12 protein-coding genes, 1 tRNA gene, 2 rRNA genes and 1 pseudogene are annotated in these 16,931 nt (G+C 37.8%); 1 reads left to right on the top strand and 15 read right to left on the bottom strand.

Annotation, left to right across the window (positions count from 1 at the left end; all coding sequences use genetic code 11):
* Positions 1–5: 5 nt before the first annotated feature.
* The 3 genes from EEI45_RS04920 to EEI45_RS04910 are packed head-to-tail and all read right to left on the bottom strand — an operon-like array spanning position 6 to position 3,128.
* A complete protein-coding gene (locus EEI45_RS04920) occupies positions 6–1,796 on the bottom strand; it encodes a V-type ATP synthase subunit I (RefSeq protein ID WP_125164356.1) in 1,791 nt (596 codons plus the stop codon).
* An 11-nt stretch (positions 1,797–1,807) separates the two neighbouring features.
* Positions 1,808–2,800 carry a V-type ATPase subunit gene (locus tag EEI45_RS04915; RefSeq protein ID WP_228410219.1) on the bottom strand — a complete coding sequence of 331 codons (993 nt, stop codon included), beginning with the start codon at positions 2,798–2,800 and terminating at the stop codon, positions 1,808–1,810.
* Between the two features lie 7 nt (positions 2,801–2,807).
* Positions 2,808–3,128, bottom strand: a complete 321-nt coding sequence (locus tag EEI45_RS04910; protein ID WP_125164354.1) for a hypothetical protein — start codon at positions 3,126–3,128, stop codon at positions 2,808–2,810.
* A 104-nt stretch (positions 3,129–3,232) separates the two neighbouring features.
* Here EEI45_RS04910 and EEI45_RS04905 point away from each other — a divergent pair.
* A tRNA-Ser gene (locus tag EEI45_RS04905) sits at positions 3,233–3,321 on the top strand.
* 182 nt (positions 3,322–3,503) lie between these two features.
* On the opposite strand, the pseudogene EEI45_RS04900 reads toward EEI45_RS04905, so the two are convergent.
* The 12 genes and pseudogenes from EEI45_RS04900 to EEI45_RS04845 form a co-directional block, all read right to left on the bottom strand.
* A pseudogene (locus EEI45_RS04900) lies at positions 3,504–4,647 on the bottom strand (IS3 family transposase).
* 93 nt (positions 4,648–4,740) lie between these two features.
* Entirely contained in the window at positions 4,741–5,952 is a 1,212-nt protein-coding gene (locus tag EEI45_RS04895; protein WP_125164353.1) for a diphosphate--fructose-6-phosphate 1-phosphotransferase, read from the bottom strand.
* 79 nt (positions 5,953–6,031) lie between these two features.
* Entirely contained in the window at positions 6,032–7,882 is a 1,851-nt protein-coding gene (locus EEI45_RS04890) for an ABC-F family ATP-binding cassette domain-containing protein (RefSeq protein ID WP_125164352.1), read from the bottom strand.
* Positions 7,883–7,896: 14 nt separating this feature from the next.
* Entirely contained in the window at positions 7,897–9,192 is a 1,296-nt protein-coding gene (locus tag EEI45_RS04885; protein ID WP_125164351.1) for an N-acetylmuramoyl-L-alanine amidase, read from the bottom strand.
* Positions 9,193–9,201: 9 nt separating this feature from the next.
* Entirely contained in the window at positions 9,202–10,584 is a 1,383-nt protein-coding gene (asnS, locus tag EEI45_RS04880) for an asparagine--tRNA ligase (protein ID WP_125164350.1), read from the bottom strand.
* Between the two features lie 19 nt (positions 10,585–10,603).
* On the bottom strand, positions 10,604–11,227 hold the full coding sequence (locus EEI45_RS04875; protein WP_003774010.1) for a redox-sensing transcriptional repressor Rex: 624 nt from the start codon (positions 11,225–11,227) through the stop codon (positions 10,604–10,606).
* Between the two features lie 57 nt (positions 11,228–11,284).
* Positions 11,285–12,295, bottom strand: coding sequence for a tRNA (adenosine(37)-N6)-threonylcarbamoyltransferase complex transferase subunit TsaD (gene tsaD / locus EEI45_RS04870; RefSeq protein WP_125164349.1), 1,011 nt, complete (start codon positions 12,293–12,295; stop codon positions 11,285–11,287).
* Complete coding sequence (rimI, locus tag EEI45_RS04865; protein ID WP_125164348.1) at positions 12,296–12,724, bottom strand: ribosomal protein S18-alanine N-acetyltransferase; 429 nt, start codon at positions 12,722–12,724, stop codon at positions 12,296–12,298. It lies immediately after the preceding gene.
* Positions 12,724–13,287 (bottom strand): tRNA (adenosine(37)-N6)-threonylcarbamoyltransferase complex dimerization subunit type 1 TsaB, encoded by a 564-nt coding sequence (gene tsaB / locus EEI45_RS04860; protein ID WP_125164347.1) that lies wholly within the window; start codon positions 13,285–13,287, stop codon positions 12,724–12,726. The genes rimI and tsaB overlap by 1 nt, the downstream gene beginning before the upstream one ends.
* Positions 13,287–13,706: a tRNA (adenosine(37)-N6)-threonylcarbamoyltransferase complex ATPase subunit type 1 TsaE gene (tsaE, locus tag EEI45_RS04855; protein ID WP_125164346.1), complete on the bottom strand. Its 420-nt coding sequence runs from the start codon at positions 13,704–13,706 to the stop codon at positions 13,287–13,289. The genes tsaB and tsaE overlap by 1 nt, the downstream gene beginning before the upstream one ends.
* Before the next feature lie 78 nt (positions 13,707–13,784).
* A 5S ribosomal RNA gene (gene rrf / locus EEI45_RS04850) occupies positions 13,785–13,898 on the bottom strand.
* A 76-nt stretch (positions 13,899–13,974) separates the two neighbouring features.
* Positions 13,975–16,869, bottom strand: a 23S ribosomal RNA gene (locus tag EEI45_RS04845).
* Positions 16,870–16,931: the final 62 nt, after the last annotated feature.

The raw sequence follows: 16,931 nt of genomic DNA, 5'->3' as shown, positions 1-16,931 counted from the left end.
CCTCCTTAGTAAACTGATTTAAATGGCTTTCCACCACCGTCGTAATAACGACTAAACATTTCATAATATTCCAAACGTAATGTTTGAATACCCACAATAAGTCCTTCTAAACCGATAACGAAAATATTACCGAATATTAAGATTAAAATACCCGCATTTCCCGCCATCTCATTGAGAGTCATAACAACACTCATCATTCCAGCATGTGAAAGGACAAACCCTCCAACACGAAGAAATGACATCGTGTTGGCGATAAAACTTAATAAAACTTCAAATAATTCGAAGAAACTTTCGACTAAGTAACCACCCCAACCTTCATGGGGAGAAGCACTCATTTTATTCATAAGATTCGATAACGGTTCTTTAAATAAAATCATGACTAACGGTAAAACAATAAACAGGAAAATTGTTAGTGGATTGACAGCATTGATTCCTTGAGAATTTAATGCGACGGCCACCATAATAAACCCGTAAAACATCAAGCCCGCAATACCGTTTTGACTGTAAATTGCGTTCGTGAAATCTTTTTTCTTTAACGATAAAAAGATATTGAGCACTATTGACATTAAAATCAAGACAACTCCAAGTGTGACTGTTGTTAAGAGCAACGTCATCGTGAAATCAGGACTTGTAACATGAATCGGTAATCCAAATGGCGCTAGAATTGGTTTCAAAATTTCTTCGTTTCCAAAAAACGAACCATAAATTAATCCAAAGAACATGGAGAACATTCCAATTCGGACCGCAACATCTCCAAGCTTAATCCCTTTTTTCTTAGATAAATAATACCCGCCTAATGCGATTACAAACCCTTGACCTAAATCGCCAAACATAATCCCAAACAGCAAGCAATATGTTATTGCAAAAAATGTAGTTGGATCAAATTCGCCATATTTAGGCAAACTGTACATTTCAACAAAAGTCTCAAACGGTCGAGAGAACCAACCATTCTTCAATCGTGTTGGCGGTAATAAACCTTCTTGCGTTGATGCATCAAAGTTTAAAACCTTCATTTCTTTTGGAAATAACGACTCAAAAACCGAAAGTCTTGTTTCTGGAATAAATCCAACAATTACCGCTTCTTGATTGTAGATTGTTATATATTTATAGTATGCCTCTTTCATCGATTGTTCTTTAATATATCCATACATATTCTCTAACAAATCGGCACATTCTTTTCTTAAACTATCATCCGCACCAATCGGTATCGCGAGCGGTTCAAAAAATAAGGTCTCAAACATTGGGACAAGATGATTTTCATCTTCTTCCAAACAAATCCAAACAATCCAACCATACTGCTTCGTTCGATGCAATTCTGTGAATACAAATCGTTCATCATTATGCAGTGTAATTTTAGATAATGAATTAGTAGGAATTCTTCCGAAATGTACACGGATAAAGCCCTCCTCTACTTGATCTAAAGGATACTCTCGCAACTTACTTAATGCTATTTTGTCGTCATCATTTAAACTTGATAAAGACGATTCTTGTCGGTGAAGTGTATTATATCGTTGCTCAGCTTCTTGTAGAGCATTTTCAATTTGTTCCACTGAATAACTGCGATCATGGTTATCACTTAGCGTTAAATGTAAATCTGTAATAATACGCTCACATCGTGAAAGATAACTGTCATAAATTCGATCGTTGGGATATAACAACCCACCGTCTCCATCCTTTACAACTTCCGTCGCAAGTTCAGGATGAAAGTTTGGACAAGTCATAATATTGTCAATCATCGATAACACATTTTCAGGTTCCGTTGATACCATAACAAGTCTCATTTTTTCTATTGCCACTAAACCACCTCCTAAATAATCAGCAACTTAACAATTTCTTCGGGGCTCATCTGGTATCGAACTCCCTCAACAACATCAATAATATTCTCGATTTCTATTTTCACTAGAAACATATAAGAGAACAAAATCACATCTGAATTTGTTGAAAAACGAATTTTTCGTTTCATGATACTATAACGAATCATATCAAAGTAATATTCGATGTGACGGTCTCCTTCAAAATCCTCATACTTACCATAAGGTGTCTCTTTAAATGCTTCTAAAAAACTGTCTGCGTCGCAGTTAAAAATCCAATCTTGAAGTCTATTTTCTGAGATATAGTATGGTTCATAATGAACGCGTTTTAGAATCTCATTCGATGTCATATTAAAATACTTTTTCATTCGGTAAACGTTCGAAATATTTTCAAGTTCAATATTAATTCGAAAAACTTCGAGTAATTCTTTGTTGTTTGGTTCATGGCGAATTAGATCCAACATACGTTGGTTATAGAATATTTTTAAGCTATCTTCGCACTTTGAAATATCAACAACACTATCTGTAAGGAACGCGAGTGGTTTATTATAAGACGTATGTTCTAAATACTTATAAACCGCTTCAAATGTTGTGCATTGCGCTAAACCATATACATCAAATGACATAAGATGATTAAGATCTTCAACAAAGTCCTCTACAAAATGACTTGTTCCTGCATCAATCGCATGCAGAATAAATATTATTTGCGAGATTTCGACTTCGCGAACATAGAACTCATAAAAATGATGCTTACTAGTTTGAATAAACCGCATAAGACTTAAGAACTCTAAATGTGATTTTAAACGAATACGCTGTTCAAAAAAACCACGGTGAATCCCTTTTTCATTAATGCCTTCTAATACATCCTCGTATCGTGTTTCATTCTTCAAGAAACTTGCAATTCCCGGAATATCAGGCATTTCTAGCATCGATCGATAGTGTGCAGCCGTCAAATGTTGACTATAAAACGAACGTGCCTTTGTAGACATTGCATAATCACTTGCCATCTAATGTAGTAATTCTTTTAAAAAGAATTTGCTCCCATTCTTTTTTGGCTACATTAAACCGCTCGTCCAAGTCCTTGACACGTTCGTTATATTCATGATCTGACATAGGCTTAAGGCGTTCGTAGCGTGCATTAGACTCTTCTCGAATCTTTGCAGATTCGTGTTCAAATACTTCTGATAACGCATTATCTATCGATTTTTTTAATTCTTCAAAGTGTTCTTGATCAAATTCATTCGTCAACTCATGTTCATGAACCAACTGCTTTGCACTTTGATTTGCTTTCAATATTCGAAGAATATGTTCATCCATAATTTGCCCTCCTTAAAAAGACAAAACCTATAATACTCCTATCAAAAATAAATTTCAATAAAATATTCCTTTTTTTATTAAAACTTGGTATAATACACATTGTTGGAGAAATACCCAAGAGGCTGAAGGGGTCGGTCTCGAAAACCGATAGGAGTGAAAGCTCGCGAGGGTTCAAATCCCTCTTTCTCCGCCATAATAAAATTTCAACAATCACTTTGTAGTGATTGTTTTTTTATTAGCATGTATATCCACATTTAACCACTTTATTGATTTTAAATCAACAACTTACGCGATGTGTTCTTGATTATAAAGAAAAAAGACTCCGTTTGGAGTCTGGAACTGACCTAGTTCCTTGGGACTAAAGAAAAAACCAAGTTAGGATGAAGTTAACCGATAATTTACGGGAGATTGATATCCTAGCTTTTCTTGTATTCGATTTTCATTGTAATATTTTAAATAGTTTATCACAGTTTGTGATACAATTTCAGTAGAACCCTTTAGTTCTGGGTTTAATTCGAATGTTTCACACTTTAGCGAGGCATGAAACGATTCGATAGGAGCATTATCAGCGGGTGTACCCTTACGGGACATACTCATGGTAATGCTTTTATTTTTTACTTTGAGTTGATACTCTTTTGATGTATAGACACTCCCTTGATCAGAATGAAGAATACATGGCTGAACGATATCCGGAAGTTGATTTAATGTATCAACCACACATTCTAGGTTTTGTCTGTCACTCAATGTAGACGCAATAATCTCACCATTATATAAATCCATGATCGTAGATAAATAGAGCATCTTATGGCCATAAGGGATGTAAGTGATATCTGTCACCAATTTCTCTAGAGGACGTAGTGATTTAAAGTCGCGATTAATGATATTGGGCATAATGATCTTCGGATTTTTGTTTTTTCGATACCGTTTGACCTTAACACGGCATTGACATTGGTGTTTCTGCATTATCTTTTGAACAGTGTTCTTATTGATAATTCTTTCTTTCGAATTAATGCAGTTATTTTCGATATCCATAACGAAATTTATTTTCTTTACAAAGTTCAATTACTAATGCTTCATTGACAGAATAATTATTAGACTCTAGTTGCTCTTTTAGTCCAACGGTAATACGTTGACTTAGGTCCCCAAAAGATTCAAGATATCTTTAAGAGATACAGTGTTGCGATACTCTTCAACGAGCTTGATGATTATTTCAGGAACCACATCCTTTCTCTTTCAAATACTTTTAATAGTTCAATTTGTTGCTCCAAAGATTTAATTCTAAGTCTTTGTGTTTCTTCGACCGTGTCTCCTTCCGGCCCTTTTCAAAAGTATATTGCTTGCCTACAGGTTGAGAAAATCGATAGTGTTCACCATTTCGATACCATCTCCACCATGTTTTGACTTGTGTTACATTTTTTATTCCAAGTTCAGTCTGAATAAACCTGCTTGAGTAGCCTGCCAATTTCATTTCTATAACTTTCATCTTTGTCTCATAGCTATGCATAGTTCGTGTTCCCATATAAAAACCTCCTATATTAAACTATTTTACAATAATTCTCATACAAGAGGTTTTTTTTTAGTCCCACGGAACTAGGTCAGTTCCTCTTTTGAATTAACGCATGTAGAATGGTTTTACTTGACGAGGTAAACCTTTTTCGTCAAACATAACTACTGGACGTCCTACTAATAGAGGTGCGATGTAGTCATGTGCTTCTTGAGTGATACCTGCAAATTCTGGTAAGATCCACTCAACTGGGAAGTTCTTAACATGGTTTGCTACATTGCTTGCATCTGTTGCAAAGAATTCAACATCGTATTCTTCTACACCTTCAACACGTTTAAGAGCTACCATTTTACCTGTAAATGATGGTTCCATTGAACGCATGTGTGCTGACATACCAAGTTTGAATGACTCATCAACATCTACTTTTGATTGTTCTGTAGCGTGTGAACGTTGAGCGTTACTTAAATCTTGAACTTTAGCTCGTTCTGAAATACCTGCTTCAAGAATCATTTCACGTAAAGCATTTCCTGCTCCACCAAGAACTGCATGGCCAAATGTATCATTTTTTGATTCACCAGCAGCTAAGTAAGTTCCATCTTCATAACGAACACCTTCACTTACAACGATATAGCATTTATTTTTTTCATCAATGTGTTTTTGAACTGTTTTCAAGAATGCTTCTTTATCGAACGCTAGTTCAGGAAGAACTACCATATCAACAACACCTGAAACACATGCACTTGCTGCTAACCAACCAGCATCGCGTCCCATTGTTTCAAGAATGAATACATCTTGACGTGTATAAACTGTACTATCCAACCATGTTTGGTAAGCAGTTGTAGCAATAAATTTCGCTGCACTTGCAAATCCTGGACAGTGATCGATAACCATAAGGTCATTATCAACAGTTTTTGGACAACCAACAAACTGGAATTCTGTATGTCCATTTGCTTCTGCATATTGTGACAATGCATACACTGTATCCATTGAGTCGTTTCCACCAACGTAGAACATTGTACGGATATCATGTTTTTCTAAAATTGTAAACAATTTTTCGAAATCTGCAACGTTCTCGCGTTTTAACTTATAACGACATGAACCTAAAGCACTTGAAGGTGTTTGACGTAAAACATTGTTTTCGTCTTCACTCATGTGTGTTAAATCCACAAATTTTTCTTCAAGAATTCCCTCAATTCCGTGAAGACCACCTAAAACCACATCATAAATTGGGTTCAGTTGGTTTGCTTTAACGATACCTGCAACAGTAGCGTTAATTACTGATGTTGGCCCACCTGATTGAGCCACTAAACATTTAGCCATATAGTAATCTACTCCTTTATTTTTTACCAATTCCTATTATACACAATAATATCAAAATAGCCAAATAAGAAAGCAATTTCTAAGCGTTTTCTTCTAAGATTTCAGAAACCTCAGCCCATTCATTTTCTCGGTTCTTAATTTCATTATGAATTTCATCTATCGTTTGATTTAATTCATTCATTTTTTCATAATCATGATAATAATCGGGATTGAACCGAAGTTCACGATGGATTTCTAAATCTTCATAATACTCAATCAGTTCTTCTTCAAGTTTCTTTTGTCTATTTTTATATTTTTTTAGATTAACATATTCTTTTTTGTTCGATTCCTTTTGCTCCATGGACTTTTGTTTGTTTTCACTTACAATCTCATTCATACTCTTTTCTGTGTGTTCAAGAACACCATCTTTTAAGAGCAATATATCCGTCGCAAGTTTTTCAATAAAATACCGATCATGCGAAACAAAAATCATAGTACCATCATAATGACTTAATGATTTTTCCAGTGCTTCTTTACCTTGGATATCAAGATGATTGGTTGGTTCATCAAGAACTAGAAGATTATCGTGACTGAGCATTAATTTAATTAAAGACAAACGAACACGTTCACCCCCAGAAAGAACCGAAACAGATTTAAAAACCTCTTCACCCTTAAAAAGAAATTGGCCTAAAGCAGTCCGAATTTCTGTATGATCTAACTGAGGGAAGTCATCCCATACTTCTTCTAAAACAGTTTTTTCCATAGAAAAGTCTAGAAGATTTTGGTCAAAATATCCCATTTCAATTTGATGTCCGAGTAAAATGTCACCACTGAGCGGTTCTAAACGTCCCGCTAAAGATTTTAGAAGCGTTGATTTTCCCGTACCATTATCACCGACAATTGCATAACGACGCCCCCTCGTAAAGGTTTGTGTCACGGTTGTTAAAGGTTTATCATAACCAATAACAAAATCACTTAAGGTTAAAACATCCTTTCCACCTCTTACTTGGGATTTAAATTCTGCTTTAAACTCTTTTGTTTTCGAATCCTTTGTCTCAAGTCGATCAATACGCTCGAGATACTTAATCTTTGATTGAGCAAAAGCTGCTTTATTTTTTTTATATCTAAATTTTTCAATTAGACATTCAATACGTTCAATTTCTTTTTGTTGATTTCGAACTTTAATATTATGACGCTCAATATCTTTTTCTTTTAGAACTTGATATCCTGAGTAATTACTCGAATATCGTGTCGCAATGTAATCTTCAATCTCCACAACAACATTACATACACGATCTAAAAATAATCGGTCGTGCGATACCACAACGACAGAACCATCGTATGCATTAAGATACCCTTCAAGCCATTCAATCGTTGAAATATCGAGGTGGTTTGTCGGTTCATCAAGAAATAGAATATCTGGCTTGCTTAATAAGAGTCTTACGAACGCTAAACGTGTGATTTGACCTCCGGAAAATGTATTCAATGGTCGATTCAAATCTTCTACAGAAAAATTAAATTTTGTAAGAAGCGTATGAACTTCTGTCTCAATCGAGTATACACCACGTCTTAAAAATTCAGTTTGAATACGGTCATATGATTTTAGAACCTTTTCACTATGATCCGTCTTCATAATTTGCTCTAAATCATGAAGTTGAGCCTGAAGTTGAGTTATGTCACTGTATGCCTCTGCGAAAAAATCTTTGAGGATCACTTGATCTTGCGTTATATGGATTTGCTCTAGAAATCCAGTCCGGATACCTGACTTCCAAAACACACTCCCTTTATCTAAAATTTCATTACCTGAGAGAACATTGAATAATGTTGTTTTCCCAACACCGTTGGCTCCAATAAGCGCAACTTTTTCATTCTCTTGTATAATTAAATTTAAATCTCTAAAAAGCTCCTGACTTCCAAAAGATTTAAATGCACTTTTAACTTGAACTAACATATACTTTCACCTAATTATTTTGAGTACCCTAATTCTGCAAGAATTCCTGCTACCGTTGCATCAACAATTTTCGAATGTTCTTGTTTCCATGTCTTAAATGTTTCATCATCATTCATGAACCCATATTCAATTACAATCGATTGCATACCCTTGTTACTAGACGACGCAAATTGATTTAATTCGAGATATGTTTCATTCATACTTCCCGCCCCAGTAAAACGACCACCTGCTTCACGTATAGAATCAATGGAATCATACCCATCAACTTGTTCTGGATGATACACACCATCCATACTTCTCCCTGAAGACCAAATCGATGGTTTTAAGGACGTTGTATTCATAATGTTTTTCATAATATTTGTAGCGAGCTTATTAGAGGTAAAGTTAGAGTACATAATCGTTGCACCCTTATCACCTTCATATGGACTGTTCGGAAAACGCAATTGAATATAATACTTCGCACCAACATCGTAAGCAGTCTTTAGACGTCCATCCGGACCATTTAATGACTTCGGAAGCTTATCATCACGTGCAATCATTACCGTCAGTCCCTTAGCCTCTAACTGAGTTTTGATTCCTTCAGCGGTACGATACATTTCTTGACTTTCGATTAGATCCGAGCGTTGACCACCATAATCAATATTTCCATTCTCATCTTCAATAAATGCTGCTGGATCAATAACGATATCAATATTTTCTTTCGGTGTTTCTACTGATGAAACCTCTAAAAATACATAATTATCATTCATAACTTCTTGATCGTCATTAAACAAATCCTTATCCGCGATAATTCGAATTTTTTTAGAATAGCCATCCTTGGATACGGAATAAAAGACGTCATCAATTTTATTGTCTGATCGAAGTGACAACTGCTTGAGCCCTTCTAGTATTTTAATTTGATAAAAACCATCTTCAAGCATCTCCATTGGAATTTTATTGTCCAAATCAACGTTCATCATATAGACACTTTCTTCATTTTTACAAAGGTTATTCAAAAACACAGTTTTGCCATCAAAAGGATCTTGTTCATGAACTGTGTATGATTTATTATACAATCCTAACGTTTGTCCATAGATACCATAATCATTCAAATCAATGGGCGGTTGATGTTCTAAATGTGCAAGGATTTCTTGTGTTTGAACAAAATCCGTCTTACATATCGAAAAATGAGGATCCATTTCTTGATTTGCAGGCTTATAAAGGTCATAAACAGCATAAACTAGCAGCCCTACTAATAGAATAAAAGGAACTACAATTTTGTAGTTCGCTCTTTTTCTTTCTTTTGGAACATAATTTGATTTAAAATCCATGTCCTACTCCTAGTAATCTAAATGACGTGGTGTCCGTGCAAATGGAAGCACATCACGAATATTAGTCATTGAAGTAATATACATTAAGAAACGCTCGAATCCAATTCCAAATCCTGCATGCTTGACACCACCATAACGTCTTAAATCAAGATACCATTCAAGACTCTCTTTTGGTATATCAAGTTCTTCCATACGTTTTTCAAGGACATCAAGACGCTCTTCACGCTGTGATCCACCTACGAGTTCACCAACGTGCGGAACGAGTAAATCACAAGCTGCTACGGTTTTACAATCATCGTTGAGACGCATATAGAATGACTTAATTTCTTTAGGGTAGTCCGTAATGAATACAGGTCCTTTAACAACTTCTTCACTAATAAAACGTTCGTGTTCTGACTGCAAGTCCGTTCCCCATTCAACTTTATATTCAAAGCGGTCATTCTCTTTTTGAAGTAACTCGACTGCTTCAGTATAAGTCATTCGCTTGAATTCACTTGAGAGTAATTGATTGAGTCGCTCTAACAATGATGTATCAATACGTTCATTGAAGAATTTCATTTCCTCAGGTGCATTTTCAAGGACATATTCAATACAATATTTTACAAGGTCTTCGATTAAATTCATATTGTCTTCGAGATCTGCAAACGCAATCTCTGGCTCAACCATCCAAAATTCACTTGCATGGCGGGCTGTATTTGAGTTTTCTGCACGGAAAGTTGGACCAAATGTATACACATCCCTAAATGCAAGTGCGAAAGCTTCTGCATGCAATTGTCCAGATACCGTAAGGCTTGCCTTTTTTCCGAAGAAATCCTTTTCATATTTTGCATCATCACGTGTTGTAACAACAAACGCTTCTCCTGCGCCTTCAGCATCATTTCCAGTAATAACTGGGGTATGAACGTAAACAAATCCTTGGTTTTGGAAAAATTCATGAATTGCCATTGAAAGCACCGATCGAACACGGAAAACTGCCATGAATGAGTTGGTACGAACGCGTAAATGAGCAATCTCACGTAAATACTCGTAGCTATGGCGTTTTTTCTGTAACGGATAGTCTGAACTGCATTCACCTTCCAACTTGACTTCTTTAACTTCAATTTCAAAAGGTTGTTTACCATCAGGTGTTACTTTAAACAAACCTGTTACGGTAATGGCTGTTCCTGTATTATATTTACCAATTTCATCATAATTTTCAAGATTTGCTGCATATACACATTGAGCACTTCTAAAATAGGTTCCGTCGTTCAGTTCTATAAACCCAACATTTTTCCCTTTGCGGTTGGTTCGAACCCAACCTTGCAATTGAACAAACTCAATTGCATCTACTTCAATTTCCGATCCATATGCTAATAAGTCATAGCACTCTCGTATTGTTAAATATGAAATCATCTTTACACCTCAACTATTTTTAACGAATATTATTAGTTTGGAAAATTAATTCCTGAACCGTAGATACGACATCTACAGTTTTTACGATTACATGTTTTGGAACTTGAATATGTTCACTCGAAAAGTCAACAATTCCTACAATTCCTAAATCCACAAGTTTATCGATTGTTTCTTGCACATTTTTTGAAACCGTTACGATAGCAATGCGACATCCTTTAGGCATTCGCTCTTCCAACTCACTCATATGGTAAATCGGAATGTCCGATGCCTCCCCTAATTTATTAGGATCAATATCAAATGCACACGCAATTTCTCCAACTACGTGATTCCAACGATTATAATTTAGAATAGCACGCCCTAAATTACCGGCACCCACTAAAATCAACTCTTCTTCAAAACTCACACCTAAAAGATTATCAAACGTTTCAATTAACGTTTTCACATCATAACCATATCCTTGCTTACCGAGAGAACCAATAAACGAAAAATCACGCCGAATTGTAGTAGATTCAATATCTACAAATAAAGATAATTCTCGCGATAAAATACGTTCAACTCCCATATTATAGAGTTTTCTTAATGCCTTTAAATATATAGGGTACCTTTGCATAGTTGCCTTTGGTACATTAGATATATTACTCATGATATCACCACCGTGTAAATCATATCACAAAGTCTTCCTATATTAAATGTGAAAACTTTAATAAGAAATTAGTTGTTTGTTAGAAAGCGCTGATATTTCACAATCTCCGCGCACACCTTTATCATAAGCGATTTGACCTGCTAATCCGATCATGGCCGCTTGATCCATACATGCCCAAAGTGGCGGAACTAAAATATTTAAGTTTGGATATTTTATATTTAAATCTACAATTTGTTTACGTACCTCTGAGTTAGCAGCGACCCCGCCTGCCAACACAAGCGATTTATATTGAATTTTTGAGTTCTCAAGAGCGTATTCAACACGTGACATGAGCTCTCTAACCGCTGCATGCTGGAATGCATATGCAACATCTTCTACAATAACCTCACGACCATTGCGCTCCTCACGAAGCGTTAATTGTCTCACTGCTGATTTTAGTCCGCTAAAAGAGAAATCCAGTGGATTTTCTGTTTTTACTTTTGGTAATTGATAATTCGTTTTTCCTGTCTGTGCGAGTTTGTCAATTACCGGTCCGCCGGGATAGCCTAATCCAAGTAGACGTGAAACCTTATCAAATGCCTCTCCTACCGCATCATCCTGAGTCTTACCAATTACTTCAAATTGATATTCATCGATCATTGAGACGAGCTCAGTATGACCTCCCGAAATAACAAGAGCAAGCAATGGAAATTTCAAATCTCCAACCAATTTATTGGCATAAATATGACCCGCAATATGGTGTACTGGTACCAAAGGTTTTCCTAAACTCCAGGCAATTATTTTGGCTGCCATAACACCTACGTGTAAAGACCCAATTAAACCGGGTCCTTGTGTAACAGCAATCGCATCCACGTTTTCAATTTTTATATCTGCTTTGTTTAAAGCATCCTTAATTACGATGTTGATGTTTTCTACATGAAGTCTTGAAGCGACTTCTGGAAAAACACCACCATATTGTTTATGAATTTCAATTTGAGTTGATACCGAGTTACTTAAAACCTCAATACCGTCTTTAATTATTGCGCAAGATGTTTCATCACAACTTGACTCTATAGCTAATATTAACATTTATAACACCTTTCTCATCACAATTGCATTTCTGTTTGTACCATAATAATTTTGACGAATTGATATCATTTCAAAATTAAATTTTAGATAGAATTGGAGTGCATTTGTATTGTTTTCTTCAACTTCTAAGAAGATTTCTTTTACCTTGTAATTTGTGGAAACACTACATAGATGATTCATAAGTTTCTTTCCATAACCTTGGGATTGATAATCTGGATGAATTGCAATTTGGAGTATATCACATGTATCTCCAATCAACCTAAGACTATAAAAACCAATCACGCTATGATTCGTTTCAATGACATCCACCACGGAATTTGTGTTTGATAGTTCATCCAAATATTGTTTTTCAGTCCAATGCGAAGCAAGTGTAAGTTGATCAATTTGAATAATTGCTTGAACATCATCAATTGTTGCGTTACGAATCATTATTTGATGTAATTCGGAACAAGTAAATCAATATTTGTTTCTACTTCCCAAGAGTCCTTTACATCAAGAATATTCTGTATAATGCGTGGGTTTTCTGATTTTTGATCCAACAAATCCAGATCACCAAATAAATCAAGATCAATATCCTTTAATTCATCCATCATATATATACGCTCATCATTAACTATACCATTTGATACATAAGCACCGAATACACGACCTGATCGCGCATCAATGAATGAGAAACCATTATTATTTCCAGATAAAGAAAGCAATGTATTAACTTTATAAACCTTTAGTTTATGATTAGTCAGTGCAAATGTTTTAGCGAAAGTCATCCCAATTCTTAAACCAGTGTAACTTCCTGGTCCACTTGTAATTACGACTTGGTCGATATCCATAGGAACCAATTTAGCTTCTCGAATTGCTTCATCCACATAAGTTAATAAAAATTCAGATTGCTTTTTATCCATAAGAGATTGTTTATTTACTTTCAAGGTCCCATCAACCTCCAAGCCAACAGCAAGAAATTTATGCGATGTATCAATAATTAGTGTATTCATTAATTCAGCTCCTCAATTGTAATTGTTCTCTCATTTTCATCATCATAATCAAGAGTTATTAGATAGTCTATTTTGAAATCCAAGTCATCCAGATATTTTCCCCATTCGAGTACGACAACATTTTCATCGTCTAACAAATCAAATAAACCAATCGCATCCGAAGAAACACCTTCTAATCGATATGCATCAATATGTTTTAAATTCAGTCGACCGTCGTATTCCTTTAGAATCGTAAATGTCGGACTACTAATTGTCTCAGAAATATTTAAACCCTTCGCAAGGCCTTTTGTAAACGCAGTTTTTCCAACGCCTAGATCACCTGCTAAAGATATAAGGCAACCCTTTGACAGACTTTGTCCAAATTGCTCTCCTAATTGCATTGTCTCAGTTACTGAGTATGTTTTTATTTGTTTTTTCATTTTCATCACCATCCGAATAATTATATCACACTTCTTACACAAATATAAAAAAAGACACTCTAAATAGAGTGTCAAATTACCTGGCGATGAACTATCTTCACTAGCGCTTGGCTAGATATTGTCGCCGCTAAAGTGCTTAACTTCTGTGTTCGAGATGGGAACAGGTGTGACCACTTCGCTAAAACCACCAGATCTTAGTGCTTTAGAGAGATGAACTCTCAAAACTGAATAACAGAAATTTGATCTTTTTCGAATCGTTGTATCTTTTGTGATTAAAACCTCGACCTATTAGTATCAGTCAGCTCCACATATCACTATGCTTCCACCTCTGACCTATCAACCTGATCGTCTCTCAGGGGTCTTACTACTTACGTATGGGAAATCTCATCTTGGAGTTGGCTTCGTGCTTAGATGCTTTCAGCGCTTATCCAGTCCATACTTAGCTACCCAGCGATGCCCTTGGCAGAACAACTGGTACACCAGCGGTATGTCCATCCCGGTCCTCTCGTACTAGGGACAGCGCTCCTCAAATTTCCTACGCCCACAACAGATAGGGACCGAACTGTCTCACGACGTTCTGAACCCAGCTCGCGTACCGCTTTAATGGGCGGACAGCCCAACCCTTGGAACCTAATTCAGCTCCAGGATGCGATGAGCCGACATCGAGGTGCCAAACCTCGCCGTCGATGTGAACTCTTGGGCGAGATTAGCCTGTTATCCCCAGGGTAGCTTTTATCCGTTAAGCGACGGCCCTTCCACGCGGAACCGCCGGATCACTAAGCCCGACTTTCGTCCCTGCTCGACTTGTAGGTCTCGCAGTCAAGCACCCTTCTGCCTTTACGCTCGTCGATTGATTTCCAACCAATCTGAGGGTACCTTTGGGCGCCTCCGTTACTCTTTAGGAGGCGACCGCCCCAGTCAAACTGCCCACCTGACACTCTCGGTACCGGATCACGGTACGCGGTTAGAACTTCAAACATACAAGAGTGGTATCCCAATGGCGACTCCACATATACTAGCGTACATGCTTCATAGTCTCCCACCTATCCTGTACATGTAGGCTCAAAGTTCAATATCAAGCTACAGTAAAGCTCCATGGGGTCTTTCCGTCTAGTTGCGGGTAACCGGCATCTTTACCGGTACTAAGATTTCACCGAGTCTGCTGCCGAGACAGCGCCCAAATCGTTACACCTTTCGTGCGGGTCGGAACTTACCCGACAAGGAATTTCGCTACCTTAGGACCGTTATAGTTACGGCCGCCGTTCACTGGGGCTTCAGTTCAATGCTTCGAACGAATTCTAACATATTCCCTTAACCTTCCAGCACCGGGCAGGTGTCACCCCCTATACTTCGTCTTGCGACTTTGCAGAGAGCTGTGTTTTAGTTAAACAGTCGCTTGGGCCTCTTCACTGCGGCTCTTACGAGCACCCCTTCTCCCGAAGTTACGGGGTCATTTTGCCGAGTTCCTTGGCAACAGTTCTCTCGCTCACCTTAGGTTCTCTCCTTGCCTACCTGTGTCGGTTTTGGTACGGGCCAATACATAATTAACGCTAGAAACTTTTCTTGAGAGCTGGCATCAGTTACTTCGCTACTTCCTCACGGGGTCACTCCTCATAACGCCTTTGCTTTGCATGGCGGATTTGCCTACCATACAGCTCCTTCGCTTAAACCAGCACTTCCAGTCGCTGGCTTAACCTAGCCTTCTCTGTCATTCCTTCACTTATGTATCGGGTACAGGAATATCAACCTGTTGTCCATCGACTACGCTTTTCAGCCTCATCTTAGGTCCCGACTTACCCAGGGAGGACGAGCCTTCCCCTGGAAACCTTAGGCAATCGGTGTGTCAGATTCTCACTGACATCTCGCTACTCACACCGGCATTCTCACTTCTATACACTCCACTGCTCCTTACGGTACAGCTTCAACGCAGTATAGAACGCTCCCCTACCATTTATTGAAACAATAAATCCATAGTTTCGGTATCATACTTAGCCCCGGTACATTTTCGGCGCAGGGTCACTCGACTAGTGAGCTGTTACGCACTCTTTAAAGGATGGCTGCTTCTGAGCCAACCTCCTAGTTGTCTGTGCATCCCCACATCCTTTTCCACTTAGCATGAATTTTGGGACCTTAACTGATGGTCTGGGCTGTTTCCCTTTCGACTACGGACCTTATCACCCATAGTCTGACTGCCAACTACTATCCACTGGCATTCGGAGTTTGATTATATTCAGTACCCCGAGATGGGGCCATCATACATTCAGTGCTCTACCTCCAGTGGCCTTACATTGACGCTAGCCCTAAAGCTATTTCGGGGAGAACCAGCTATATCTGAGTTCGATTGGAATTTCTCCGCTAGCCACAACTCATCCGCCAGCTTTTCAACGATGGTCGGTTCGGTCCTCCATTTGGTTTCACCCAAACTTCAACCTGGTCATGGCTAGATCACTCAGTTTCGGGTCTACCACAATGTACTATATCGCCCTATTAAGACTCGCTTTCGCTTCGGCTCCGTCTCTTCAACTTAACCTCGCACATTATGAGTAACTCGCCGGTTCATTCTACAAAAGGCACGCCATCACCCATTAACGGGCTCTGACTTCTTGTAAGCATACGGTTTCAGGATCTATTTCACTCCGCTTCCGCGGTTCTTTTCACCTTTCCCTCACGGTACTGGTTCACTATCGGTCACTAAGGAGTATTTAGCCTTACCGGGTGGTCCCGGTTGATTCCGACAAGGTTTCACGTGCCTCGCCGTACTCAGGATACCACTAGAGTATCTTACGCTTTCGTCTACAGGGTTTGCACCTTCTTTGACTGGCCTTTCAATGCCATTCGACTAGCTTCGATATCCCACGTTGTGGTCCTACTACCCCATCACGAAGATGGTTTGGGCTTTTCCCGTTTCGCTCGCCACTACTCAGGGAATCACTTTTGTTTTCTTTTCCTCTTGCTACTAAGATGTTTCAGTTCGCAAGGTTGCCTCATCATAAACTATGTATTCATTTATGTGTAATACTGCATAACCAGTATTGGGTTTCCCCATTCGGATACCCCCGGATCGTTGTGTACGTACCACTCCCCGAGGCATTTCGCTGTTAGTCGCGTCCTTCATCAGCTCTTAGTGCCTAGGCATCCACCGTACGCCCTTACATATTTAATCACATGTAATTTCGCGCCCTAATTCTTAAAATCAGGTTTTTTTACGCTTATCGCTTGATAAGC

The organism is Erysipelothrix piscisicarius, assembly GCF_003931795.1.
GTDB classification, from domain to species: domain Bacteria; phylum Bacillota_I; class Bacilli_A; order Erysipelotrichales; family Erysipelotrichaceae; genus Erysipelothrix; species Erysipelothrix piscisicarius.
The sequence above is the reverse complement of the archived record's forward strand: the minus strand, read 5'-3'. Positions and strand labels throughout refer to the sequence as shown.

Bases quoted from the DNA above. Each gene is read 5' to 3' on its own strand.
- EEI45_RS04890 (WP_125164352.1), bottom strand. From the start codon at position 7,882: ATGTTAGTTCAAGTTAAAAGTGCATTTAAATCTTTTGGAAGTCAGGAG.
- tsaB (WP_125164347.1), bottom strand. From the start codon at position 13,287: ATGAATACACTAATTATTGATACATCGCATAAATTTCTTGCTGTTGGC.
- tsaE (WP_125164346.1), bottom strand. From the start codon at position 13,706: ATGAAAAAACAAATAAAAACATACTCAGTAACTGAGACAATGCAATTA.
- EEI45_RS04875 (WP_003774010.1), bottom strand. From the start codon at position 11,227: ATGAGTAATATATCTAATGTACCAAAGGCAACTATGCAAAGGTACCCT.
- asnS (WP_125164350.1), bottom strand. From the start codon at position 10,584: ATGATTTCATATTTAACAATACGAGAGTGCTATGACTTATTAGCATAT.
- rimI (WP_125164348.1), bottom strand. From the start codon at position 12,724: ATGATTCGTAACGCAACAATTGATGATGTTCAAGCAATTATTCAAATT.
- EEI45_RS04915 (WP_228410219.1), bottom strand. From the start codon at position 2,800: ATGTCTACAAAGGCACGTTCGTTTTATAGTCAACATTTGACGGCTGCA.
- tsaD (WP_125164349.1), bottom strand. From the start codon at position 12,295: ATGTTAATATTAGCTATAGAGTCAAGTTGTGATGAAACATCTTGCGCA.
- EEI45_RS04895 (WP_125164353.1), bottom strand. From the start codon at position 5,952: ATGGCTAAATGTTTAGTGGCTCAATCAGGTGGGCCAACATCAGTAATT.
- EEI45_RS04910 (WP_125164354.1), bottom strand. From the start codon at position 3,128: ATGGATGAACATATTCTTCGAATATTGAAAGCAAATCAAAGTGCAAAG.
- EEI45_RS04885 (WP_125164351.1), bottom strand. From the start codon at position 9,192: ATGGATTTTAAATCAAATTATGTTCCAAAAGAAAGAAAAAGAGCGAAC.